The organism is Micromonospora peucetia (assembly GCF_900091625.1).
Classification (GTDB): Bacteria; Actinomycetota; Actinomycetes; order Mycobacteriales; family Micromonosporaceae; genus Micromonospora; species Micromonospora peucetia.
In genome coordinates this window covers 5,034,356-5,058,377 of the sequence record NZ_FMIC01000002.1, presented here as the reverse complement: position 1 = coordinate 5,058,377, position 24,022 = coordinate 5,034,356, and the positions used below count along the sequence as shown (strand labels likewise).

The 24,022-nt window shown below is 75.3% G+C and carries 21 protein-coding genes; 10 read left to right on the top strand and 11 right to left on the bottom strand.

The genetic code is table 11. From position 1 onward, the window contains the following. Nucleotides 1-93: 93 nt before the first annotated feature. Nucleotides 94-2,988, bottom strand: coding sequence for a helix-turn-helix transcriptional regulator (locus GA0070608_RS22905; protein WP_091630561.1), 2,895 nt, complete (start codon nucleotides 2,986-2,988; stop codon nucleotides 94-96). A gap of 186 nt (nucleotides 2,989-3,174) precedes the next feature. Here GA0070608_RS22905 and GA0070608_RS22900 point away from each other — a divergent pair, with 186 nt between their 5' ends. Together GA0070608_RS22900 and GA0070608_RS22895 are read left to right on the top strand one after the other, a co-directional pair. Further along, nucleotides 3,175-5,619, top strand: a complete 2,445-nt coding sequence (locus tag GA0070608_RS22900) for an adenylate/guanylate cyclase domain-containing protein (RefSeq protein WP_091630560.1) — start codon at nucleotides 3,175-3,177, stop codon at nucleotides 5,617-5,619. Nucleotides 5,620-5,745: 126 nt separating this feature from the next. Continuing rightward, the gene (locus GA0070608_RS22895; protein ID WP_091630559.1) at nucleotides 5,746-6,639 is read left to right on the top strand and encodes an aldo/keto reductase; all 894 of its coding nucleotides are present in this window, start codon (nucleotides 5,746-5,748) and stop codon (nucleotides 6,637-6,639) included. Between the two features lie 23 nt (nucleotides 6,640-6,662). Here GA0070608_RS22895 and GA0070608_RS22890 read toward each other — a convergent pair whose 3' ends face one another. From GA0070608_RS22890 to GA0070608_RS32765, 3 genes are all read right to left on the bottom strand, one after another. Beyond that, nucleotides 6,663-7,229 (bottom strand): dienelactone hydrolase family protein, encoded by a 567-nt coding sequence (locus tag GA0070608_RS22890; protein WP_091630558.1) that lies wholly within the window; start codon nucleotides 7,227-7,229, stop codon nucleotides 6,663-6,665. A 94-nt stretch (nucleotides 7,230-7,323) separates the two neighbouring features. Continuing rightward, entirely contained in the window at nucleotides 7,324-7,704 is a 381-nt protein-coding gene (gene paaI / locus GA0070608_RS22885; RefSeq protein WP_091635890.1) for a hydroxyphenylacetyl-CoA thioesterase PaaI, read from the bottom strand. A 28-nt stretch (nucleotides 7,705-7,732) separates the two neighbouring features. Continuing rightward, nucleotides 7,733-7,888 carry a hypothetical protein gene (locus GA0070608_RS32765; protein ID WP_176733807.1) on the bottom strand — a complete coding sequence of 52 codons (156 nt, stop codon included), beginning with the start codon at nucleotides 7,886-7,888 and terminating at the stop codon, nucleotides 7,733-7,735. Between the two features lie 88 nt (nucleotides 7,889-7,976). Between GA0070608_RS32765 and GA0070608_RS22880 the strand changes: the two genes are divergently transcribed. The 3 genes from GA0070608_RS22880 to crcB are packed head-to-tail and all read left to right on the top strand — an operon-like array spanning nucleotide 7,977 to nucleotide 9,599. Then, nucleotides 7,977-8,735: a class I SAM-dependent methyltransferase gene (locus tag GA0070608_RS22880; RefSeq protein ID WP_091630557.1), complete on the top strand. Its 759-nt coding sequence runs from the start codon at nucleotides 7,977-7,979 to the stop codon at nucleotides 8,733-8,735. Nucleotides 8,736-8,739: 4 nt separating this feature from the next. Then, a complete protein-coding gene (locus GA0070608_RS22875; protein ID WP_091630556.1) occupies nucleotides 8,740-9,240 on the top strand; it encodes a fluoride efflux transporter FluC in 501 nt (166 codons plus the stop codon). Then, nucleotides 9,237-9,599 carry a fluoride efflux transporter CrcB gene (crcB, locus tag GA0070608_RS22870; protein WP_091630555.1) on the top strand — a complete coding sequence of 121 codons (363 nt, stop codon included), beginning with the start codon at nucleotides 9,237-9,239 and terminating at the stop codon, nucleotides 9,597-9,599. Before GA0070608_RS22875 ends, crcB begins: the two co-directional genes overlap by 4 nt. Nucleotides 9,600-9,645: 46 nt before the next feature. Here crcB and GA0070608_RS22865 read toward each other — a convergent pair whose 3' ends face one another. Beyond that, nucleotides 9,646-10,299 carry a response regulator gene (locus GA0070608_RS22865; protein ID WP_091630554.1) on the bottom strand — a complete coding sequence of 218 codons (654 nt, stop codon included), beginning with the start codon at nucleotides 10,297-10,299 and terminating at the stop codon, nucleotides 9,646-9,648. Next, entirely contained in the window at nucleotides 10,292-11,437 is a 1,146-nt protein-coding gene (locus GA0070608_RS22860; protein ID WP_091630553.1) for a sensor histidine kinase, read from the bottom strand. The genes GA0070608_RS22865 and GA0070608_RS22860 overlap by 8 nt, the downstream gene beginning before the upstream one ends. 109 nt (nucleotides 11,438-11,546) lie before the next feature. On the opposite strand from GA0070608_RS22860, the gene GA0070608_RS22855 reads away from it, so the two are divergent. Together GA0070608_RS22855 and GA0070608_RS22850 are read left to right on the top strand one after the other, a co-directional pair. After that, complete coding sequence (locus GA0070608_RS22855) at nucleotides 11,547-12,986, top strand: serine hydrolase domain-containing protein (protein ID WP_091630552.1); 1,440 nt, start codon at nucleotides 11,547-11,549, stop codon at nucleotides 12,984-12,986. A gap of 74 nt (nucleotides 12,987-13,060) precedes the next feature. Continuing rightward, nucleotides 13,061-13,771: an MBL fold metallo-hydrolase gene (locus tag GA0070608_RS22850; RefSeq protein WP_091630551.1), complete on the top strand. Its 711-nt coding sequence runs from the start codon at nucleotides 13,061-13,063 to the stop codon at nucleotides 13,769-13,771. Nucleotides 13,772-13,820: 49 nt separating this feature from the next. Here the strand turns inward: GA0070608_RS22850 and GA0070608_RS22845 are convergent, their stop codons facing one another. The 3 genes from GA0070608_RS22845 to GA0070608_RS22835 all read right to left on the bottom strand — a co-directional run bounded on the left by GA0070608_RS22845 (nucleotide 13,821) and on the right by GA0070608_RS22835 (nucleotide 16,339). After that, entirely contained in the window at nucleotides 13,821-14,156 is a 336-nt protein-coding gene (locus GA0070608_RS22845) for a hypothetical protein (protein WP_091630550.1), read from the bottom strand. Between the two features lie 169 nt (nucleotides 14,157-14,325). Next, nucleotides 14,326-14,865 (bottom strand): hypothetical protein, encoded by a 540-nt coding sequence (locus GA0070608_RS22840; protein ID WP_091630549.1) that lies wholly within the window; start codon nucleotides 14,863-14,865, stop codon nucleotides 14,326-14,328. Between the two features lie 253 nt (nucleotides 14,866-15,118). Beyond that, entirely contained in the window at nucleotides 15,119-16,339 is a 1,221-nt protein-coding gene (locus GA0070608_RS22835) for an MFS transporter (protein ID WP_091635883.1), read from the bottom strand. Between the two features lie 250 nt (nucleotides 16,340-16,589). Between GA0070608_RS22835 and GA0070608_RS22830 the strand changes: the two genes are divergently transcribed. Together GA0070608_RS22830 and GA0070608_RS22825 are read left to right on the top strand one after the other, a co-directional pair. Next, entirely contained in the window at nucleotides 16,590-17,288 is a 699-nt protein-coding gene (locus tag GA0070608_RS22830; RefSeq protein WP_091630548.1) for an alpha/beta hydrolase, read from the top strand. A gap of 171 nt (nucleotides 17,289-17,459) precedes the next feature. Beyond that, nucleotides 17,460-18,389 (top strand): AraC family transcriptional regulator, encoded by a 930-nt coding sequence (locus tag GA0070608_RS22825; RefSeq protein WP_091635878.1) that lies wholly within the window; start codon nucleotides 17,460-17,462, stop codon nucleotides 18,387-18,389. Between the two features lie 61 nt (nucleotides 18,390-18,450). Here the strand turns inward: GA0070608_RS22825 and GA0070608_RS22820 are convergent, their stop codons facing one another. Together GA0070608_RS22820 and GA0070608_RS22815 are read right to left on the bottom strand one after the other, a co-directional pair. Then, a complete protein-coding gene (locus tag GA0070608_RS22820; protein WP_091630547.1) occupies nucleotides 18,451-18,927 on the bottom strand; it encodes a cupin domain-containing protein in 477 nt (158 codons plus the stop codon). 31 nt (nucleotides 18,928-18,958) lie between these two features. Beyond that, nucleotides 18,959-19,438 (bottom strand): RrF2 family transcriptional regulator, encoded by a 480-nt coding sequence (locus GA0070608_RS22815; protein ID WP_091630546.1) that lies wholly within the window; start codon nucleotides 19,436-19,438, stop codon nucleotides 18,959-18,961. A 271-nt stretch (nucleotides 19,439-19,709) separates the two neighbouring features. Between GA0070608_RS22815 and GA0070608_RS22810 the strand changes: the two genes are divergently transcribed. Beyond that, complete coding sequence (locus tag GA0070608_RS22810; RefSeq protein ID WP_176733806.1) at nucleotides 19,710-23,930, top strand: SpoIIE family protein phosphatase; 4,221 nt, start codon at nucleotides 19,710-19,712, stop codon at nucleotides 23,928-23,930. The last annotated feature ends 92 nt before the right edge of the window (nucleotides 23,931-24,022 follow it).

Sequence of the window (24,022 nt, the reverse complement as noted above, 5' to 3'; positions counted from 1 at the left end):
CTCGGCACCCCCCGTGCCGTCGGCGACGCAGCACACAATTCCAGCCGGCGGCGGCCGGCCGGATCAGTAGAACGACGTATCCCTGCCGTACGGTCAGTTGGGCCGGTTGCGTAGGAGGATCGCGCTGGCCTGCACCCGGGTACGGACCTGGAGCTTGTCGAAGATGTGCGAAACGTGCACGCCGATGGTGCGTTCGCTGATGAACAGCCGCTGGCCGATCTCCCGGTTGGTCAGCCCCTCGGCGACCGCGGCGAGCACCTCCCGCTCCCGGGCCGTCAGCGCCGCCAGGTCGTCGCCGTCCGCCCCGGCGACCGGACCACCGGTGGCCGGGCGATCCTCCAGCGACACCCGCGCCCGACCGGCGAGGGTACGGATCTCCGAGGTCAGCGGCACCGCGCCGAGAGCCTGCGCCACCTCGTACGCCTGCCGCAGCAGCTTGGCCGCCGTGGCGCTGCGGCTGCGCCGGGCCAGCAGCGCCTCCGCCTGGCGCAGCCGGGAGTACGCTGCCGGGTAGGGGTGGTGACGGCGGTCCCACTGCACCACCGAGCGGGCCCACAGCTCCGGATCGCTGCTCTCGAGGCGGCTCACCTCGGCGGCGCACAGCGCCAGGAAGCCGTCCACCACGTCGCGTACCGGACGGGCGGCGTGCTCGCTCTTGCGGGCGACCCGGTCGGCCACCTCCCGCAGCCGCCGCACCGCCGTCGGGTCGACGGGCACGGCACGGCCGGCGTGTGCCTCGGCCTCGGCCCGCAGGCCGTGCCACACCAGCGCGGCGAGGATGCCCACGTCGTCGGAGCGGCTCTCGGTCAGGCCGCGCTGCACCGCCTGCCGGGCCAGGTCGTGCCGGCCCTGCCACATGGCCAGTCCCGCCCGCAGGGTGAGCAGCGGGATCACGTGCCGTGCCCCGCCACCGGCGAGCACGGTGGCCACCGCGTCCAGGTCGCGGTCGGCGGCCTCGATGTCGCCGTAGCCCACCGACAGCCGGCAGCGGGCCAGCAGCAGCTCCACCGCGTCCGCGCCGGAGGGGCGGTGCCGTAGCGCCGCCGCGACGACCTTCTCGGCCTCGGCCCACTGGCCGACCCGGAACAGCCCGTTGGTGGCGATGGCCAGCAGCCGGGTCTCGTAGGTGCGCCCCAGGCCCAGCTCGGCCACCCGCTCGGCCCCCCGGCGGGCCACGACGACACCCTCCTCCAGGACGTTCAGCGGGCCGGTCAGCAGCTCCGCCAGGTGCAGGTACGCGCAGGCCACGTCCTCCGGGCGACCGGAGCGCTCGGCGGTCTCCAGCGCACGCCGCATCACCGCCAGCCCGGTGTCCGGATCCTCCAGGTACGCCTCGGAGAAACCGAGCGCGGCACTGGCCAGCACGACCTCCGACGTGGAGCCCGCCACCTCGGCGGAGAGCTCCAACGCCTCCCGGGCCCGCTGGCCGGCGTCGGCGTACCGGCCGAGGTGCAGCAGCAGTTCGGCCAGGTGCGCGGCGGCGGTGGCCCGCTCGCGGGCAGTGCAGTCGGCGGCCTGCAAGGCCAGCTGGTACTCCGCCTCCGCCGGTGCCGACCGGCCGGCAGCGGCCAGGTAGCGGGCCCGGCGGATGTGCAGCGCGCAGGCCGACGGGTCCGCGTCGGCGGCGGCCAACTCCTCCAGCAGCGCCAGCGCCCGGGCGTGCTCGCCGCAGTGGTGGGCCGCCTCGGCGGCGTGCCCCAGCAGGGTGACCCGGTCCACGTCCGGCGGTGCGACGCCCGGCGAGGCGGCCAGTTGCAGCGCGACCGACCAGTGCCGGTGCGCCTCGGCGTAGCCGTGCAGCCGCTCGGCCTCCCGAGCCGCGGCCATCGTCGCCGGCAGGGCCAGCGCCGGCTCGCCGGCCAGCCGCCAATGGTGCGCCAGACGCGCCTGGTGCAGCTCCGCCAGGGCCTCGGTGAGCGCTTCGGCGTAGCGGCGGTGCAGGGCGGCACGCTCGGCCGGCAGCAACTCGTGCCCCAGCACCTCGGCGACCAGCCGGTGCCGCAGCCGGTAGCCGTCGTCCGCGCTCACCAGCAGCCGGTGGGCGACGGCCGCCCGGACCGCCTCGATCAGCTCCTCCTCGGGCAGCCGCACCACCCGGGCCAGCAACCAGTGCTCCACCGGTTCGACGCCGGCCGCCACCGCGTGCACCACGTCGTGCGCGTGCCGGGGCAGCGCGTCCACCCGGTCCAGGAAGATCTCACGCAGCGTGTCGGAGAGCCCGTCCCGGCCGTCGCGCAGGTCGCGGGCCAACTCCTCCACCACGAACGGGTTGCCGCCGCTGCGCTGCCACACCAGCTCCGCGGCCTCCGGGGCCACCGGCGCGCCGACCACGGCGGCGGCGAGCTGATCGGTGCCGGCCCGGTCCAGCGGGGCCAGGTCGAGCACCCGCACCGTACGCAGCCGGCGCAGCTCGGTGAGCACCCGGCGCAACGGGTGCGCGCCCTGCAACGACTCGGCCCGCACCGCCGCGAGCACGGACAGCTGGAGGTCGCCCAGCCCGGCCAGCAGGTAGAGCAGCAGTTGCCGGGTGCTGCGGTCGACCCACTGGAGGTCGTCCAGGACGAGGACCAGCGGCCGTCCCTCGGCGATCAGGTGCAGCCCACGGGAGACCCGTTCCAGCAGTGCCCCGGCGCGGTCCGGGCCGGCGGTCTCCTCGGCGAACATCCGCAGCAGGCCACGGACCGCCGAGGAGGTCCGGTCGTGGGCACCGGTCAGCTCGGCGTCGAGGCGGCGCAACGCCTGGAGCAGCGGGTGCAGCGGCGACGCGTCGCCGATGTCCAGACAGGAGCCGGTGAGCACCAGGGCTCCGCCGTCGCGCAGCCGGACACCCACCTCGCGCAGCAGCCGGGTCTTGCCGACACCGCTCTCACCGGTGAGGAAGACGGCGGCGGTCTGCCCCTGCGTGACGTCGTCGAGGAGTACGGATCGTACCGTCGCCACCAGGTCAGCCCGGCCGACGAGTGGTGCGGTGTCCACTTCGCGGGCCATGGCACGCAGCCTAGTCACAGGTCCCCGCACTGTTCTACGGGTCTTTCGCGCCTGCGGTACTCATCGCGTCGACATTACGACCGAAGGTTGCGGGCGGCCGACATACGTCGTTCGGCAGATCCCCCGTCGGCTCATCGGTGACAGTGTCCGAGGCGTCGTCAGCCACTGCGGGGAAAGGCGGGTGCGATGCCCATGCCCACCATCGTCGCTGGTCCGCAACGGTTCACGTCGGCAGGCTGGCCGGTGCCGGAGGAGAGACGCCTGGTCACCGTGCTGTTCGTCGACATCGTCGGGTCGACCGCGCTCGTCGACCGGCTCGACCCCGAGGACGTGCGGGCCCTGCAACGGGCGTACTTCGGCACCGTCGCCGGGGTGCTGAGCCGATGGCACGGGGTGGTCGAGAAGTACGTCGGCGACGCGGTGATGGCGCTGTTCGGGGCACGCCGGTCCGACGGGTTCGACGCGTACCGGGCGGTGCGGGCGGCGCTGGAGATCCAGGGGGCCCTCGACCGACGACCGCTGCCCGGGGCGCCACGCCTGCGGGTCCGGGTCGGGGTCGCCACCGGCGAGGCGCTGGTGGACCTCGCCGCCGCGCGCGACGGCGGGCACGGCGTGGCCAGCGGCGCGGTGATCACCACCGCCGCGCGTTTGCAGGAGTACGCCCCACCGGGCGGGGTGGCGCTCTGCGCGGCCACCCACCGCGCCACGACGGGGTTGGTCGACCAGCGCCACGTGCCGCCGGTGGCCCTGGCCGGCAAGACGCTGCCGGTCGACGTGTGGCACGCCACCGGCACCACCCGACCGGCCCCGACCCGACATGAGGGGCCGCTGGTCGGGCGGCGACGGGAACTGGCCACCGCCCGGGACCTGGTCGTCCGGGCCGCCCGGGACCGCAGCCCACGCTGGCTGTCGCTGGTCGGTCCCGCCGGCAGCGGACGCAGCCGGCTGCTGCACGAGCTGACCCGGGTGGTGCGGACCGTGGACGGGACGCCGGTGCGCTGGTGCGTCGCGCACTGCCCGCCGTACCCGCAGCCCCTGGCCCCCGTCGCGGACCTGGTGCGCGGGCTCGCCGGCCTGCGCGCCGGTGAGCCGCCCGCGACGGTACGGCGACGACTCACCGCCGCCCTCACGGACCTGGTGCCGCCCACCGCCCTGACCGAGGCGGTGTACGCGCTGGAGGCGCTGCTGGCCACCCCCGACGGTTCCGCCGACGCGGCGCGGGGCGCCGAGGTGGCACGGCAGGCGCTTCTGGGGCTCGCCGCCCGGCAGCCGGTGATGGTGGCGGTGGACGACCTCGACCGGGCCACGGCGGCGCTGCACCGCTTCCTGCACCGGCTCTTCGCGGCGGCCACCGCGCGGTCGCTGCCGCTGGTGGTGGTGGCGGTGCACCGTCCCGAGTGGGCGGACGTGCTGCCCGGCCCACGGGGTCGGTGGCACCGGTTGACGGTGCCGCCGCTGCGCCCGGTGGAGACCGGCCGGCTGCTGCGCCACCTGCTCGGCCTGGCCGACCGGCCGGCCGCGGCGGTCGCGGCGGTCGCCCGGCTGCTGCCGCTGGTCGGCGGCAACCCCGGGCGGGCGGTCGCCTACGTGGCGTCGCTCGGGGTGTCCCAGTCCGTCGCGGCGTCGCCCGGTGCGGCGCAGTCCGTCGCGGCGTCGCCCGATGCGGCGCAGTCGGTGCCGGAGGAGGTGCGCCGCGAGGTCGACGCCCGGCTGGACCGGCTCGACGGGGCGCGGCGGGCCGTGCTGATGGTGGCCGCGACGATCGACGCCGGGGTCAGTGCCGCGACGGTGGAACGCCTGCTCGACTGGGCGTCCGGGCGGGCCGCCCCGGTGCTGCGTGCCCTGGCCGCGGCGGGCTTTCTGGTCCTCCGCGCCGACGGCCGGTACGGCGTCGCCGACTCGGTGGTCCGCGAGGTCGCGTACGCCCGGCTGCCGAGGGCGGCGCGGGCCGCATTCGCCCGCCGGGCCGGGCTGCCGACGGAGGCGGACCTGCCGCCGGCCCCCGTGGTCAGCCCTGCCCCGCACCCCCGGCCGCTGCCCGCCGCCACTCCGCCGCAGGTCCGGACGGTGGTCCTGCCGCCCACGCCGGTGCGCGCCGCCGCCGACCGCCGGGCGGCCCGAGGCACCCTCGGGACGTACCCGGCACCGCTCCGGCGGCTCGCCACCACGCCCCGCCTCGCGCCTGTCCCGGCGGCGCGTGCCGTGTCCGGTCCGGTGGTCGCCGCCCGCCCGGACGGTCCGATGTCCGTCCTCCGCGCCCCCGACACGTTCGGGGCGGTCGGTGTCGCCCGGCCGGACAGTCTGCTGTCCGTCCTCCGTGCCCCCGACACGTTCGGTGTCGCCCGGTCGGCTCCGGCTGACTCGGCGGGATCCGGGCCGCCGGCCGCCCCCACGGAACGCGTCGGGGCCGGCCGGGTGGTGGAGTTGCGCGACTGGGCGGCGGTCCGCGACCGCGTCCCGCCGGCCGGTTCCCAGCGCGCCACCGGTCCCGGGCGAACGGCCGGCCCGGCGAGGGCCGCCGATCACGGCGCCGTCCTGTCCACCGTCGGGCGGGGCGGGTCGGCGAGGCGGGAGAGGCGCGGGCGAAGACCGAGGTGGGACCTGCCGCGCGGCGTGCCGGCCGCGGCGTGAGCGGGCGGGAGACGTGGGGCGTGCCGCCGGATGTCCCCCACGATCCAAACTAGCGGTCACCGGGCCCGCGCGGTATCGGGCGGCAGGCCGAGTGCGCGGGTCGGCGCCACTGGCTAGGTTCGCCCGATGCCTGTCGAAGAGATCACCGCCTCCGCCGCCGGCAACTGGCTTCTCGGCGACCGCACCGTGCACCGGATGGGGTTCGGCTCCATGCGGCTCACCGCCGACCCGGACCGGGCGCGCGCCATTCGCGTCCTGCGCCGGGCCGTCGACCTCGGCGTCAACCACATCGACACCGCCGCCTTCTACGTCTCGCCGGGCGGACCACTCGGCGTCGGCACCGGCTCGCCCCGGTACGCCACCGAACTGATCCGCGAGGCCCTCGCGCCGTACCCGGACGACCTGGTCATCACCACCAAGGTCGGACCGTCCTTCGACGAGGCGACCCAGCACCGGGAACTGACCCAGGCGGAACTGCGCCGGGAGGTGGAGGAGAACCTGCGCCGGCTGGGCCGGGACCACCTGGACGTGGTTAACCTGCGGATCGTCCGGCGGCCCGGGAAGGACTCGGTGGCGGAGCGGTTCGCCGCCCTGGCCGAGCTGCGCGACGCCGGGCTGATCCGGCATCTCGGCCTGTCCAACGTGCGGGTGGACCACCTGGACGAGGCGCGGGACATCGCGCCGGTGGTGTGCGTGCAGAACGCGTACGCCCTCGACGTGAACCGGTGGGCCGACGAACTGCTGCGGGTCTGCGGCGAGCGCGGGATCGCCTTCGTGCCGTTCTTCGCGATCGCGGGCCCCGGCCGGGAGTCGGGCGCGGGCGGCGAACACGACGACGCCGTACGGGCGGTGGCGCACGCGCACGGCGCGACCGCGCATCAGATCCGGCTGGCCTGGACGCTGCACCAGGGGCCGCACGTGCTGGCCATCCCCGGCACCGGCAACCCGGAGCACCTCGCGCAGAACGTGGCGGCCGGGGCGATCCGACTCACCCCAGAGGACCTGGCCCGGCTGGGCTGAAAGGCCCGTGACCCGGTGTCGCGTCAGCGGCCGTCGAGGAAGGCGATCGCCCGGTCCCACGTCTGTCTGGTCGCCGCCGGGTCGTGGTCGGGCAGGTCCGGATCGGTGTAGAGGTGACCGACCCCGGGGTAGCGGTGCACGCTCAGCTCCGCGCCCGCCCCGGTCATCGCCCGCCGCCACCGGCCGAGCTCGGGCTCCGGGGGGTATTCGTCCGGGTCGGCCATGTGCAGCTGCACCGGCAGGCCCGGACGGACCGCCTCCGGCGCGCCGCCGGCACCGTGCAACAGCAGCAGCGCGGCGGCGTCGGGTCGCTCGGCCAACAACGCGCCGGCCACCCCGGCACCCATGGAGAACCCGGCCAGCACCACGTCGGGCGGCGTCTCACGCAACGCCGCCCGGGCCCGGCCCAGCACGGCCACCTCGCCGACCTGGTCGAGCAGGGCGAAGGCGGCCTCGATCGTGTCGACGGCCGGCGCGCCGTAGAGGTCGGGGGTGACGACGTGGTGGCCGGCGGCGCGCAGTCGGTCGGCGGCCGTCACCACGGCGGGCCGCAGCCCGTAGGCGGAATGAAACAGCACGACGTGTCCCATCGGGACATACTGTCCGACGGGTGCGACACGACCGGGCCGGGGAGCCGGCGGCGGTGTCTGCCGTGGGGACGCCGCCGGGCCGGCCCGCGCGGGCTCAGCCGGCGGCCGGGGGCAGGGTGCGGCTGCGGCCCCGGAACTCGGCGACCACCTCGCCGCCGTCCCGGGTGACGGTGACGTCGTAGATGCCGCTGCGGCCGTACCGGGTGCGCTCGGTGGCGTGCGCCGTCAGCAGGTCGCCCTCGCGGGCGGGACGGACGAAGGTGATCTCGCCACCGGCGGCGACGGTGGCCGGGCCGTGGCTGTTGCAGGCCAGCGCGAAGGCGGTGTCGGCGAGCAGGAACACGAACCCGCCGTGGGCGATGGCATGGCCGTTGACCATCGTGTCGGTGATCCGCAGCCGGGCCACCGCCGCGCCGTCGGCGGCGTCCACCAGCTCGATGCCGAGCCCTCGGGAGGCGACGTCGGCGGCGAACATGTCGTACGCGGCATTCCGCCCGGCCACCTCAGCCGCCCCGCCGCTGGTCGACGATCCGCCGCGTCCTGCCCATCGACCGCTCCACGCTGTCCGGGGCGGTCCCCTCGACCGCCGATCTTGGTACCGTACGCCGGCCTGCGGAGACGGCACCAGCGGCGGCCGTGCCGGCCGGCGGACCCGCCACGCCGACGTCTCCTGCCGCTTGGATGCTGTTGCAAATTCATGGCAACAAGGCCTGGACGCACCACACTTCCGTAACTAGCCTGCTTCGCATGAGTCCTTACATCACGGATGTCGCGGCCTGGCAGGAGAGCTGGGACCGTCAACAGGAGGCATACCTGCCGGACCGGGAGCACCGGTTCACCGCGATGCTCGACGCGGTCGACGCGGTACGCGACGGCGACCGGCTGCGGCTGCTCGACCTGGCCGGCGGCACCGGCACCATCTCCGAGCGGACGCTGCGCCGCTTCCCGCATGCCGAGGTGACCCTCGTGGACCTCGACCCGGCGCTGCTCGCCCTCGCCCGCGCCTCGCTCGGCGAGCGGGTCACCATCGTCACCGCCGACCTGGGCCGGCCCGACTGGCACGCCGCGCTCCCCCACCGCGACTACGACGCCGTCCTCACCGCCACCGCCCTGCACTGGCTGCCGGCGGAGCGGCTCGAACGGCTCTACGCCGAGCTGCGCGATCTGCTGCGGCCGGGCGGGATCCTGGTCAACGCTGACCACATGCCCGACGACGCGCTGCCGCAACTCACCAAGCGCCTGCTCGACCGGGCCCGAGACCGGCGGGCAGCCCGGTATGCCGCCGGCGCCGCGCTGTCCTGGACGCAGTGGTGGCAGCAGGCGGAGGCCGACCCGGCGCTGCGACCGCTCGTCGCGCAGCGGCACGCCATCTATCCGACCGGGCACAGCCCGGAGTGGAACCCGCCGGTGTCCTGGCACCTCTCCGCGCTGGACGCCGCCGGCTTCGCCGAGGTGGGCACGGTGTGGCGGGGCGGCACCGACGCCGCCGTCGCCGGCCTGCGCTGACCCGATGCCCGGACCGGACCCACGCGTCGACCCCGACGTCGACCTGCGCGTCCCCGCCGACCGGGGCGAGCTGGCCGCCCGCCCCGGGGCGGTGCTCGGCGCCGTCGCCGCCGGCGGCGCGCTCGGCGCCCTGGTCCGCGCCGGCCTTCAACACGCCCTCCCGCACGGCCCCACCGGCTTTCCCTGGGCCACCTTCGGCGTCAACCTGACGGGATGCCTCCTGATCGGCGTCCTGATGGCGGCGCTCGACCGGGCCGGTGGCCACCCTCCCCTGCTGCGCCCGTTCCTCGGGGCGGGAGTGCTCGGCGGCTACACCACCTTCTCGACGTACGCGGTGGACGTCCACCGGGCGCTCGCCGCCGGCGCTCCGGCCGTGGCTATGGGCTACCTGGCCGCGACCCTGCTGGGTGCGCTGGCTGCGGTCTGGCTCGGCGACGCGCTCGCCGGCCGGCTGCTCGACCGGACGGCCGGCCCGGCGGACAGCGCGGGCGGGGGCGAGCCGTGACCGTGCTGCTGATCGCGGTCGGCGCGGCCGTCGGCGCGCCGCTGCGCTATCTCACCGACCGGGCGGTGCAGGCGCGGCTCGGGTCGGCCTTCCCGTGGGGCACGTTGACGGTCAACGTGGTCGGGTCGCTACTGCTCGGCCTCCTGGTCGGGCTCCCGGTCGGTCCGGCCGCCGGCGCGCTGCTCGGCACCGGCCTCTGCGGAGCGCTGACGACGTACTCGACCTTCGGCTACGAGACGCTGCGGCTGGCCCGGCGGGGCCGGCGGTTCCTCGCCCTGGCCAACGTGCTGGCCAGCGTGGCCGCCGGCCTCGCCGCCGCCGGCGTCGGCCTCGCCCTGGCCCGGGCGCTGACCGGCTGACCGCCCGCCGAGGGCGTCGTCGGTCCTCCTCACGTTCGCCCCGGGGTCACTCGGCGAGCCCCGATTCGTAGCCCGCGATCACCAGTTGCGCCCGGTCCCGGGCGGCCAGCTTCGTCATCAACCGGCCGATGTGCGTCTTGACGGTGCCCCGGCTGAGGTGCAGGTGCTGCTCGATCTCGGCGTTGGAGAACCCACGGGTGATCAACGTCAACACGTCCCGCTCCCTCGGGGTCACCCCGTCGAGCCGGCCCGACACCCGCCGCGCCGCCGGCATGCGGGCGAACTCGGCGATGAGGCGGCGGGTGACGCTCGGCGCCAGCAGCGCCTCGCCCGCGGCGACCACCCTGATCGCGTCGAGCAGCCGTACCGGCGGGGTGTCCTTGAGCAGAAAGCCACTCGCCCCGGCGCGCAACGCCCGGTACACGTGATCGTCGAGGTCGAACGTGGTGAGCACCAGCACCCGGGGCGCGTCGGGCAGCGCGGTGACCTCACCGGTGGCGGTGATGCCGTCCGTTCCGGGCATCCGGATGTCCATCAGGACCACGTCGGGCGAGTGCGTCCGCGCGAGCGCGACGGCCTCACGACCGGTGCCCGCCTCGGCCACCACGGTCATGCCTGGGGTGGCGTCGACCAGCAGACGGAGCGTGCCGCGCAGCAGCGCCTCGTCGTCGGCCAGCAGGACGCGTACCGGCTCACCCATCGCCCGGCACCGCCGGGGTGAACGGCAGCCGGGCGCGGACGGCGAAGCCGCCGCCCGGCTCGAAGCCGGCCTCCAGGGTGCCGCCGTGCATCGCCGCCCGTTCCCGCATCCCCCGCAGGCCGTGGCCCGCCGGCCCCACCGCACGTCGCGCCCGTGCGTCGTCGACGACGGCGACCGCCAGCACCCCGGGCCCGGTCGCGACGGTGAGCCGGCAGCGGGCCGGGCCGGCGTGGCGCAGCACGTTGGTGAGCGCCTCCTGCGCGATGCGGTACGCCGAGGCCTGTACGGCCGCCGGCACCCGCGACAGGTCGGCCGCCCGGTCGACGTCCACGGTGACCCCGGCGGCCCGGACGTCCTCGACCAGCCGGTCGAGCTCGGCGAAGCTCGGCGCGGTGTCGGCCGGATCGCGCAGAGCGCCGAGCACCACCCGGACGTCGTCGAGGGCCGTGCGGCTGACCCGCTCGATCGCCACCAGCGCGGCAGCGCCCTGTTCGGGATGGCTCTCCGCGAGGTGGTTGGCGACCGCCGCCTTCAACGCGATCAGGCTGAGGCTGTGCCCCACCACGTCGTGGATGTCCCGGGCGATGCGCAGCCGCTCCTCGGCCACCGCGCGGCCGGCGCGCAGCTCGGCGACCTGGGCGGCGTGCCGTCGCCGGGCGCGTACCGCGCGGGCCAGCGTCCACGAGGCGGCGAGGACGGTCGCGGTGTAGAGCAGGACCGGCACGGGGGTGGCGGTGAACGACTCCTGCCCCGCCGGGGTGGGGATGACCGGCAGCCCGGGAACCGTCGCGCCGGCCACCGCCCCCGCCGCGACGGCCGCGAGGGCCCCGGCGAGCGCCGGCACGGCCCGCCGGGTGGGAGTGGACAGGGCGACCGGATAGAGCGCGTACGCGATCGCGAACAGCACGGCGTCACCGGCGACGCCGAGGGCGACCGACACGGACCCGACCAGCAGCACCACGGCGAGCACCGGCGCCGGCCAGCGCCGCCGGACGGCGAGCGGGAGCCCGAACAGCACGGCCAGGCCGGCGGCGAGCACCGCGGGCGTCCGGACCGTCGTGAGAAGCACGAGGGCGACTCCCACCAGCGCGTCGACGCCCGCCAGCCGCCGCGGCCCGAGCCGTCCCCAGGTGAGCATGGCGACACCGTATCCACTCCGGCGACGGCCGGCGTCGGACCACGGTCCGATCCCGGCTCCGGACCACGGTCCGATGTGCCGGGATGGCCGACCGGCCGAGACTGCGGTCATGATCACGCGACTTCTCGTCCTGGCCGGTGCGGTGGCGCTGGCCGCCGGGCCGACCCCGGCGCCGTCGGCCGACCCTCCGGCCGGGATCGACGCCACCGCCGTCGACGCCGTCGTCCGGGAGTACCGCGAGGCCACCGGCCTGCCCGGCGTCGCAGTGGCGATCACCCGGGGGACGGAGGTACGGCACGCCGCCGGGTACGGCCACGTCCCGGCCGGCGATCCGGTCACCGCGCACACCCCGATGGCCGTGGCGTCGGTGAGCAAGTCGTTCACCGCCCTCGCCGTGATGCAGCTGGTGGAGGCCGGCCGGGTGCAGCTCGACGGCCCGGTCCACCGGCACCTGCCCGAGTTCACGATGGCCGATCCCCGGGCGACGGCGATCACCGTACGGCAGTTGCTGGACCAGACCTCCGGGATGTCCGACACGACGTTTCCCTCGTTCAGCAGGCGGCAGCCGAGTTCGCTGCGGGAGGCCGTGGCGGGGATGCGTACGGCGCGGCTCGCCGCCAGCCCCGGCACTCGGTGGGAGTACCACAACCCGAACTTCCAGGTGGCCGCGCGACTCGTCGAGGTGGTCAGCGGACTGCCGTTCGACGAGTATCTGCGGACGCGGGTCTTCGCCCCGCTCGGCATGACGGACAGTCACACCCTCAACGTGGCCGCGGAGATGCCACCGAGCGCACGCGGCCACCTGATGATCCTCGGCCTGGCCGTCGCGCTGCCCGAACCGCCGGCCTTCGGCAACGGCTCGGGCGGGGTGCTCAGCTCCGCGCACGACATGGCGGCGTGGCTGATCGCGCAGGGCAACCAGGGTCGCGGCCCGGACGGCACGGCGGTCGTCTCCCCCGCGGGCCTCGCCATGCTGCACCGCCCGTCAGCGGTCTCCGGCTCGTACGCCCTCGGCTGGTTCGTCGAGAAGACCGCGTCGGGGGCGCCGATGATCACGCACAGCGGTGACCTGTTCACCTCGACGGCGTACCAGGCGATGCTGCCCGCGTCCGGCTACGGTGTCGCGGTCATGGCGAACACCGGCCTGTCCCACGGCCACGCCTCGGCCCTCGCCGAGCGGCTCGTCGCGCTGATCGAGGGAACACCGCCGCCCCCGGCGGGCATGTCGCTCGTGGTCGTCGACGCCGTGCTGCTGCTGCTCGCCGTCGCCACCGCCGGACTCGCCGGCCGGGGCGTGCTCCGGTCGCGGCACTGGGCGGCCGGCCGGGCGGTACGCGCCTGGACGCTGCTGCGGCTGCTACCGCTGCTCGCGCCGCCGCTGCTGCTCACCTCGATCCACCGGGTGGTCGGTTGGCTCTACCGGGGTCGCGACGTCGCCTGGATCCAGGTGGCGTATATCTATCCGACGTTCATGGTGCTGCTCGTCACCGCGACGCTGGGATGTGCCACCGTGCTGGTGGCGCGGCTCGTCCGGCTCGGGCGCGGCTGACGGCGGCGCCCCGGTCTACGATCGGCGGCGAGCGGACGTCCACCGTCGACGGATAGGAGTGCGTCATCATCGACATGGCGTTCCAACACCTCGCCGGGCGAGTCTGGGTCTGCCCCGGCGACCCGGATCCGGCCAGCGTGCAGGCCGGCGTCGCGCTGGTCGCCGACGAGCGGGGCAGCGTGCTGGTCGACGCCGGGCAGAGCCCCGCACACGCCCGGGAGATCCAGGCTGCCCTGCGCGCCGCCGGCCTGCCACCGCCGCGGTGGCTGGTCTACACGCACCACCACTGGGACCACGTCTGGGGCGCCTGCGCCTGGCCCGACGTGGAGATCGTCGGCCACGTCGCCGGCGAGCGGCTGCTGCGCGAGGAGGCCGCCCGGCCGTGGAGCCACCGGTACCTGCGCGAGCAGGTCCGGGCCGATCCGCGGCTCGGCCCGAGCTTCCGGGCCCGGGCGTTGGCGGTCGACTCGTGGGACGGCTTCGCGGTGCTGCCGCCGACCCGGACGTTCACCGACGGGCTGGAACTGCCGGTGGGCGTGACCGCGACGCACGTCGGCGGCGCCCACGCGCCGGACTCGACGGTGGTGGCGGTGCCGGACTCGGGCGTGCTGCTGCTCGGCGACTGCTACTACCCACCGCCGGCGCACCTGCGCACGCCGGAGGACGGGCCTGACCTGGACCTGGTGCGCCGCCTGCTGACCGACGACATCCACTGGTACGTCGCCAGCCACGGTCCGCCCCTGGCCCTGGCCGAGGCCCGCGCCGCGGTGGCCGCCGAGGCGTGACCGGGCGCGGGGCGTGACCGGGCGCGGGGCGGCTCGTTGGCGAGCCGGGTCAGCGGGCGTGGCGCTCCGGGTGGGCCCGGTTCCAGACCCGCATCCGCTCGGGGTAGCCGGTGCGGGCGGCCTCGTACAGCGGCACCGCATGCTTGCGGGCGATCGACCCGGCGGCGCGCGGCGAGCCGGTACGGCGGCGGATCCACTCGCCGTCGTGGGCGATCGCGACCACCGTCGTGTCGGTCGCCGTGGTCTCCGGCTCCAGGTAGAACTCCACACCCTGGCGGCTGGTGACGAACGCCTCCAGCGCGGCCAGGTCCTCCCGGGTCGCCTCGCGGTCGAGCTTCGTGGGTGCCGCGTCGGTGCCGCGCGACCGTCGACTGAACCAGCCCATCCCTCGCTCTCCTCTCCCTCGGCGTCCTCCCAGTGCAGCACCGTTTCCTGGGATGCGGCTGCGAGCCGGGTGTGAGTGCCCTGCGTGCGCCAGCGCGGGATGTTGTCGGTGCCGTGTGATATCCAGCCGTGTCGTTGTGTAGCGATTCCGAGGTGGGCCGCCAGGGACGCTAACCCTGTCCCCGAGAAGAGTGGTTTCGCAGGTGCTGCTCCATGCGCGCCTGGAGCATCGGTCGCCGCTGGTGGCTAACCACCAGGTCGTACGCGGACTTCTTGAACGCGCCGAGCTTCAGCAGGTCGAGGTCGTCGTAGGAGAACAGGACGTCGTAGTACGGCGCCAGCAAATCGTCGTCGTACTGGAACCGGCCGATCAGCAGGTCCAGCGGCGTGCCGAACTTCTTCGCGACCGCGTTGACGTCAGCCCCCGCGTCGATCAGCCTCCGAAGCAACGGGGCCTCTATCTCCGGTGCGAGCCTGACTTGGCCGAACATCACGTGCAACGGGTTCGCCCCGTCGGAGAAAACCTCCCGAGCATGGGCGCCATCGTCGAGAAGCACCGTCGCGATGCCCACACGGGCTGCTGGATCCAGATTGGCAATCGCCTCCAGCAGAATCCGGCCGGCCTTCCCCTCGGCTTTCACCTGGGCAGCGTCGTAAACCTCAAGGAACCCGGCAAGTGAGCGCCGCCGTGCCTCGTAAAGAATGTCCACCAGCCCTCCCCTTCGCCGCGCGAAGCTACCATCACCGTCCTGGGCGGCGGCCCGCGGCGCGCAGCTCGTCGCCGATGCCAGCACGCGGCGAGCGAACAGCCCGGCCCCGGCAGACACGCAGATCAGCCCAGAACCACGAAAGGTTCCGGGCCGATGCGACTGCCAGATCACGGCGGGGTTCGGCGCGGGGTTCGGCGCGATTACCAGGCGGCGACAGCGGGCCGGAGGTGAGTGCCCCTGCGACCGGGTGGCGTCAGCGGGCCGGCGCGCGGGTGGCCGGCACCAACGCGAGGGTGGGCAGCAGCAGCACCGGCACGACGAGCAGGGCCTGAAGGGTGCCGACCCGGTCGCCGAGCAGGCCGAGCAGCGGCGGGCCGGCGAGAAACGCCGTGTACCCGATCACGGCGACCACGCTGACCCGGGCCGGCGCCCGCTGCTCGTCGTCGGCCGCCGCGCTCATCCCGACCGGAAAGCCGAGCGACGCACCGATCCCCCAGAGCGCGACGCCGGCGATCGCCACCGGCCCGGGCCCGGCGAGCACCGCCACGCCCGCGCCAGCCGTGGCGAGCAGGATCGCACCGGACAGGACAGGCACCCGGCCCCACCGGTCCAACGCGACGGTGCCCACGGTCCGGCCGAGGGTCATACCGACGACGAAGAGCCCGAAGACGCCCGCCCCGGCCGCCTCGCTGAGGTCGTGGCCGTCGATGAAGGCGACGGCCAACCAGTCGTTGGCGCTGCCCTCGGCGAACGCCGACACCAGCACCAGCAGCCCGATGAGCAGAGTGCGCGGTTCCCGCCAGGCGGCGAGCAGGTCGCGCCGGCGCTCGGCCGGGGCGGCCGACGCGGAGGCGGCACCGCTCTCGGCAGCCGACAGGAACGACCGGACGGCCAGCAGCGTGCCGAGCAGCACCACCGCCGCCAGCGCGGCGAGGTGCGCGGCGATCGGCACGCCGAGGCGGGCGGCCCCGGCACCGAGCCCGGCGCCAGCCACGGAACCGAGGCTCCACGCGGCGTGGAAGCGGGGCATGACGGTACGCCCCAGCCGCCGCTCGACCGCCGCACCCTCGACGTTCATCGCGACGTCGCAGGTGCCGGAGCCGTAGCCGAGGGCGCACAGGCCCACCACGACCCCGACGGTGGAACCGGCGATGGTGGCGGTCCCGGCGACGGCCAGCCCGATCGCGACGAACAGGGTGGAGAGAGCGACCGTGCGGGCCGAACCGAACCGCTGGGCCACCAGTCCGGCGGTGGGCATCGCGAGCAGCGCGCCGACGGACATGGCGAGCAGGAGCAGCCCGAGCCGGCCCGGGCTGAGCCCGAGTTCCTCGCGGACGGCCGGCACCCGGGCGAACCAGGTGGCCACGGCCAGGCCGTTGAGCGCGAACACCACGGCCACGCCGTTGCGGGCGGCCAGCACCGCCCGGGGTACGGCCGGGGTCGACGCGGCGGGCGGGGCGACGGTGCGGCTCACGGTGGCGGTCCTCTCGGCCAGGGTCTGCCGCACGATCGCACACCTGAGAGCGCTTTCAGCACAACCCGGCCCGGCCCCTTACCCTCGGTGACGATGTTCCCGTCCCAGTTGGTCCGCCGGGTGAGCCGGCCTCGGGCAGGAACCGCGTAGGTGAGGGCCGTGCCGGTGGGGGCCGTGCCGGTGGGATTGACCGCCGGGCGGGCGGGTAACCGCCGGCGCACGCCCACCGAGGACGAGGAGCGGTGATCCCGTGGCCGAACCCGCGCCGCCGCACCGGCAGCCGCAGGAGAACCCCCGGCACGGCCGGCTCACGGCGCGCCCGACGCCGCCGACCGCCCTGGCCGCCGCCGGCCGGGCGTCGCTGACCGACCCGCAGGGCGCACCGCTGGCGATGGTGTACGCCCCGGCGCCCGTCGACGGTCCGCCGTACCGGCTGGTGCTGCTCCTGCACGGGGCCGGCGGCTCGGCCCGGCAGGGGCTGGACCTGCTGCTGCCGGTCGCCGACACGCACCGGCTGCTGCTGGTCGCCCCGCAGGCGGCGTCGAGCAGTTGGGACCTGATCGTCGAGGGCTTCGGGGTGGACGTCCGCCGCATCGACGCTCTGCTGGCCACGACCTTCGCCGGCTACCCCGTGGCGGAGGTGGCGTTCGGCGGGTTCTCCGACGGCGCCTCGTACGCCCTCTCCCTGGGCCTGACCAACGGCGACCTGGTCGACGCGGTGGTGGCCTTCTCCCCCGGCTTCGCCGCGCCGCTGGTCACCCACGGCCGGCCCCGGGTCTACGTCTCGCACGGCGCCGACGACCCGGTCCTGCCGGTCGACGTGTGCAGCCGCCGCCTGGTCCCCCGGCTGCGCTCGCTGGGCTACGACGTCACCTACGACGAGTTCCAGGGCCCCCACGAGCTTCCTCCGGACATCCGCACCAACGCCGCCACCTGGCTGACCGCCTGACAGTGACGAGGTGGCAGCGGGTCACCCGGCCGGTCTGCCTCACCCGCTGACAGTGACCCCACCCCAGGCTGGGTCGATCATGCAGTTCGTGGTGTCTGGTGTGGGTCGTTCGCAACTTCGTCAGCCACCACGACTGCATGATCGACGGTGGCGGGTGGCTACGATCCGGGCGTGGATCCGTTGGTCGGGTTGTTGGATGGGGCGCGAGCGCGGGGGGCCTTCCTGCTCCGGTCGATGCTGGACCCGCCGTTCGCGCTGCGCATCGAGGACCGCGCCCCGCTGACCGTGGTGGCCCTGGTACGCGGGACGGCCTGGGTGGCACCCGACGACGGCACTCAGGTGCGGCTCGGGCCCGGCGACGTGGCGGTGCTGCGCGGGCCGGACGGCTACCTCGTGGCCGATGACCCGGTCACTCCGCCGCAGGTGGTCATCCATCCCGGGCAGCGGTGCACGACGCTGTGGGGCGAGCCCCTGGCCGAGACGATGGCACTGGGCGTACGCACCTGGGGCACGGGCGCGGGCGCCACGACGGTGCTGCTGACCGGCACCTACCAGTTGCCCGGCGAGCTGAGCCGGCGGCTGCTCACCGCCCTGCCGCCGCTGCTGGTGGTCGACGGCGAGGAGTGGCGCAGCCCGCTGGTGCCGCTGCTCGCCGACGAGGTCACCCGGGACGAGCCCGGCCAGGAGGCCGTCCTCGACCGGCTGCTCGACCTGGTGCTGATCGCCGCGCTGCGGACGTTCTTCGCCCGCCCCGGCGCCGCGCCCGCCTGGTACGTCGCCGCCGCCGACCCGGTGGTCGGCCCGGCGCTGCGGCTGCTCCAGAACGAGCCGGCCCGGCCCTGGACGGTCGCCGCCCTCGCCGCCGAGGTCGGCGTCTCCCGGGCGGCTCTGGCCCGCCGCTTCACCGAACTGGTCGGCGAGCCGCCGATGACGTTCCTCACCGGGTGGCGGCTGGCGCTCGCCGCCGACCTGCTCCGCGAGCCCGACGCCACGCTCGGCGCGGTCGCCCGCAAGGTCGGCTACGGCAGCCCGTTCGCGCTGAGCAGCGCCTTCCGCCGGGTCCACGGCGTCAGCCCCCGCGAGCATCGCCTGGCCCGGTGACGGCTGCGGGCGTGAGGCGCAACACCACGCCCGCGGCCGGCCCGTTCCCGGGCTGCCGGCGTCAGGGCCGGGCGCGCCAGAGCGGGCTGTCGACGTAGTGGTTGTCGAACCGCTCGCCGCTCGCGGCGATCTCGGCCGGATCCGCCTCGCCCAGGTGGACCCGCTCCAGCAGTCGGTAGTAGTCGAACCGGTCGATGCCCGGGGTGAACACCACCAGCACGTCGGCGGCCTCGTCGCGGGCCGGCGCGAACGCGTGCGGGGTGTGCGCCGGCACGACCAGGAAGTCGCCCTGGCGCAGGGTGCGGATCTCGTCGCCGACCAGCACGTCCAGGACGCCATCGAGCACGAAGAACGACTCGGACGCGCGGGTGTGCAGGTGCGGTGGCGCGCCGGGGGAGCCTCGGTGCAGCGTGGCCCGGTTGGCGGTGAGCGCGTCGCCGGTGGCGTCGGCGTCGGCCAGCAGGGTGATCAGGCTGGTCGGTCCGTCGGCGAGCACGGTGGCGTCGGCGGCGCGGACGTGCAGGGGTGCGGTGGTCATGGGACTGTTCCTCTCAGGACGGGGTGTGCGCTCAGGTGAGCGGTGCGGTGAAACGGTCGCGGGTGTTGCCGGGCGTGTCCGGGTAGCGCTGTTGCACGGTGGCGCGCAGGTCGGCCAGCGTCTGCCCGGCCAACTCGCGCCGCCAGGCCAGGTCGGCCCGGCGCATCGTCTGCGAGACGAGGCAGACCTGCCGGTAGTCGACGTCGCCGCGGCCGCCGGGTCCCTGGCGGAGGATCTGCTCGCAGCGGAACGCCTCCTCTGGGCCCTCGATCGCGACGACCACGTCGAGCACGGTGATCGCCTCAGCGGCGCGTGCCAGCCGGAACCCGCCACGCGGGCCGGAGGTGGACGACAGGATCCCGGCCCGCACCAACGCCTGCAACTGCTTGTTCAGGTACGCCGTGGGCAACTGGTAGAAGGCGGCCAGGCGGGCTGCCGACACCGCCTGACCCGGCTCCGACCAGGTCAGGTTGAGGCAACTGTGCAGGGCCCACTCGACGCCCTCGGTCATCCGCATATCCTGGATATTATCTATCCAGGATAGGTTTCGGCAAGCGCAGCCCCGCCACCCAACGACCCGCCGCCATGGGCGCGGGGAGCGTCGACCGGTCCGGCACGGCGGGACACCCGGACACGAACGCCGTCCGGGCCTGCGGGTCGGGTCACGTCGATGGACGGTTCAAGCCATGCGTGGTTGGGAAAAAGATCCCGGCGGGACGGTGAGGGGGCACGGCGCGGCTGCTTTCGACCCGGGGATCAGCGCGGGGACAGGGGGCCGGGAAATGGAATCGGAGCAGCGTGTCGGGCCGCCGGGCGACCGGGCGACCGTCGACGACCTCTTCGCCGGCGACGACCCGACCAGTGCCGCACACCGGGCCACCGACTGGGCGGCCACTGCGCTCGGCCCGGTGCAGACCTGGCCGCCGGAGCTGTGCGCGGCGGTGCGCACCGTGCTTCCGTCGAGGATCCCGATGCTGCTGTGGTGGGGCACGGAACTGGTGCAGATCTTCAACCACGCGTACACCCCGGTGCTCGGCGACAAGTACCCGGCCGCGATCGGCCAGCCGGGCGCGCGGTGCTGGGCGGAGGTCTGGGCCGAACTGGGCCCGCTCACCGACCAGGTGCTCGCCGGACACGGCGCCACCTACGCGGAGAACCAACTGCTCCTGCTCGATCGGCACGGCTACCTGGAGGAGACCTACTGGACCTTCTCCTACAGCCCGGTGCTCGCCGGACATGGGCGAATCCCCGGCATCTTCGTGGCCACCACCGACGTCACCGCCCGGGTGCTGGGTGACCGGCGGCTGGAGACGCTGCGCGAGCTGGGCTCGGTCTCCATCGCGGCGGCGGACACCACCCGCGACGCCGTCCGGGCGGCGGCCCAGGTACTCAACGGCAGCCCGGCCGACCTGCCCGCCGCGATGATCTACCTACGTCCCGGGGAGTCAATGCCGGGAGGCGACGGCCGCCCGACCGAGCTCGTGCAGGACGACGGCGACGGCCCGACTGAGCCCCTGCCGGGCGGCAACCCGTCGCCGCCCGACGCGGACGCCCTGATCCTGGCCGCCTCGGTCGGCGTGGCCGACGATCCCGCCGCCGTGGGCTCCGGATGGCTGGCGCGGATCGGCGAGGTCGCGCGCACCGGCCAGCCCGCGCGGGTCCGGGACGTGGCCGTGCCCGGCGACCCCCGCGCCGAGGCGGGGGCGGTCGTCGGGGCGCCGGTGGACGAGGTGCTGGTGCTGCCCCTGCTGGCCACCGGGCAGGACCGCCCGGTCGGCGTGCTGGTCGCCGGCATCAGTCCCTTCCGGAAACTGGACGAGGCGTACCACGGCTTCCTCGACCTGGTGGCCAGCCGGGTCTCGACGGCGCTGGGCGACGTGCTGGCGTACGAGGCACAGCGGCGGCGGGCCGCGGCGCTGGCCGAGTTGGACGCGGCGAAGACGGAGTTCTTCACCGACGTCAGCCACGAGCTGCGCACCCCGCTGACGCTGATCGCCGGGCCGGTGCGGGAAAGCCTCGCCGACCGGCGCGAGCCGCTGCCGCCCGGCCAGCGCGAACGCCTGGAGCTGGTGCACCGCAACACGGGCCGGCTACGCAAGCTGGTCAACGACATGCTCGACTTCGCCCGCATCGAGGGCGGCCGGCTGGACCCGGAACGGGTGGAGACCGACCTCCCGGCGCTCACCGCCGGGGTCGCCGAGTCGTTCGCGTACGCCATGCGCCAGGCCGGGCTGACCTACCAGGTGGACGTGCGGGCGCTGCCGCACACCGCGTACGTGGACCGCGACATGTGGGAGAAGGTCGTGGTCAACCTGCTCTCCAACGCGCTGAAGTACACCCTGACCGGCACGGTACGCCTGCGGCTGCGCGGCGACGGCGAGCACGTCACGCTGAGCGTCGACGACACCGGCGTCGGCATTCCCGCCGACCAGCAGCCGCTGATGTTCCGCCGCTTCCACCGGGTACGCGGCGCCGGCGGCCGGTCACACGAGGGCACCGGCATCGGCCTGGCACTGGTGCAGGAGATGGTCCGGCTGCACGGCGGCTCGGTCGGGATGCGCTCGGTCGAGGGCGAGGGGTCGACGTTCACCGTCCGGCTGCCGTACGGCCGGGCCGCCACCGGAGCCACGGCGCCCCGGGAGCGGACCCACGAGCCGGTCCACGAGGCGTACGTCGCCGAGGCCCTGCGCTGGCTCCCCGGGGCCGTGCCCGCCCACCCGGACCGGACCGACGACGAACCCCGGGACGCCGCGACGGTGCTGGTGGTGGACGACAACGCCGACCTGCGCGGGTTCCTGGCGAGCCTGCTCGCCCCCCACCACCGGGTGGTCACCGCGGTCGACGGCCGGGAGGCGCTCGACCGGATCGCCGAGCGGGTGCCGGATCTGGTGCTGACCGACGTGATGATGCCCCGCCTCGACGGCTTCGGGCTGGTCCGGGCACTGCGCGCCGACCGGCGTACGGCCGGACTGCCGATCATCGTGCTCTCCGCCCGTGCCGGCGAGGAGGCGGCGGTGGAGGGGCTGCGGACCGGGGCCGACGACTACCTGGCCAAGCCGTTCTCCTCCGAGGAGCTGCTGGCCCGGGTGGGCGCGCACCTGGAGCTGGCCCGGTTGCGCAACGAGGAGGCGACCTGGCGGGCGGCACTGGTCGAGTCGTTGCAGGACGCGTTCGCCGTGGTCGACGCCGACGGCGCGCTGGTCGAGGCGAACGAGGCGTTCTGCCGGCTGGTCGGCACCGCCCGGCTGGCGGCGCCCGTCGCGCCACCGCACCCGTGGTGGCCGGAGGCCGACGCGGCGCCGGCCGACCGGCGCCTGCTGATCGACGTGCTGCGCGCCGCGCGGAACTCCGACCGGGGTCGGGTCACCCTGCCGCTGCGGCACGCCGACGGGCACCGGGTCTGGGCCGAGGCGGTCTACAACTCGCTGCGGGAGCCGCGTACCGGCCGCCGCCTCTACGTTGCGACGCTGCGCGACGTGACCGACGAGGTCCGGGCCTCCGCCCGGCAGTCCGCCCTGGCGGCACTCTCCGGTCGGCTGGGCCGCGCCAGCGACGTGGCCGAGGTGCTCGACGCCGGCTTGTCCGAGCTGTGCACCCTGCTGGACGGCACCCGCGGCCTGGCGGTCTGCGCCGACGCCGCCGGCACACCGCTGGTGGTGACCCAGGGCCTGACGCTGACGGGGCGGGTGCAGCGGGCGCTCGACGGGCTGGCTGCGGAGGGCGAGCCCCGGCTGGTCCTCGACGACGCGGGCCGGGTGACCGCGGTCGGGGCGCGCATCGAGCCGGGCGGGCCGCCGGGCGGGGTGTGGCTGGAGCTGGATCCGCCCCGGTCGGTGCCGACGGTGGACCAGCCGCTGGTGCGGCAGCTCTGCGTCGCGCTGGCCCAGGCGCTGGTCCGCGCACGGGCCTTCGAGACCCAGCGGACGGTGGCCCTGGCCATGCAGCGGGCGATGCTCGGCCCGGTCGACCTGCCGGCCGGGTTCGCGACCCGCTACCAGCCGGCGGTGGCACCGTTGGAGGTGGGCGGCGACTGGTACGACGTGGTCCAGCTTCCCGGCGACCTGGTCGGCGTGGTGGTGGGCGACGTGGTGGGGCGCGGCCTGCCCGCCGCCACCGTGATGGGCCAGCTGCGCAGCGCCTCCCGCGCCCTGCTCCTCCAGGCCAAGAGTCCCGCCGAGGTGCTCTCCGCACTGGACGACTTCGCCCGCATGGTGCCCGGCGGCGCCTGCACCACCGTCTTCTGCGCGATCATCGACCGTTCACTGGGCATGCTGCGCTACTCGTCGGCGGGCCACCCGCCAGGCATCCTGGTGCACCCGGACGGCTCCGCCGATCTGCTGACCCGGGCCGGCTCGGTGCCGCTGGCCAGCGTCGCGGTGCCCGGGCGGCCGGAGGCCGGGGCCCGACTGCGGCCCGGTTCGACGCTGCTGCTCTACACCGACGGGCTGATCGAGCGGCGTCGGGAACTCATCGACGCCGGCATCTCCCGGGCGGTCGCCGCGCTCACCCAGGGCCGCGAGCTGCCCGAGGGCGCGCTGGCCGACCGGGTGGTCCGGGACCTGCTGCCCGACACCCGCAACGACGACGTGGCGGTGCTGGTCTACCGGCACCGCGAGCCGGCTGTCTTCGCGGCGGCGCTGACCGCCGACCCGGGGCAGCTCGCGCCGACCCGGGAGGCCCTGCGGCAGTGGCTGGCCGGCCTCGGCATCGGCGAGGCCGACGTCGACGCGGTGCTGATCGCAACCGGCGAGGCGTGTGCCAACGCGATCGAGCACGGCTACCGGTTGGCCCCGGACGCCTCGGTCACCGTCCGGGGACGGTTGCGCGCCGACCGGCTGGAGGTCGTGGTGAGCGACACCGGCGGCTGGCGGGAGGCGACCCCGGACGACAGCGAACGCGGCCGAGGCCGGCTGATCATGGCCCGGTTGATGGACGAGGCCACCGTCGACGGCAACGCCGACGGCACCACCGTACGCCTGGCCAAGCGCGTCTCCGGCGCCTGAGGCGAGGCCGCGCCGTCGATCGGGGCGGCCCTGCGGCGTCGGGTGGGCTGAGCGGGCGGCCATTCCCGGCGTCGGGTGACCGACGGCAGGGG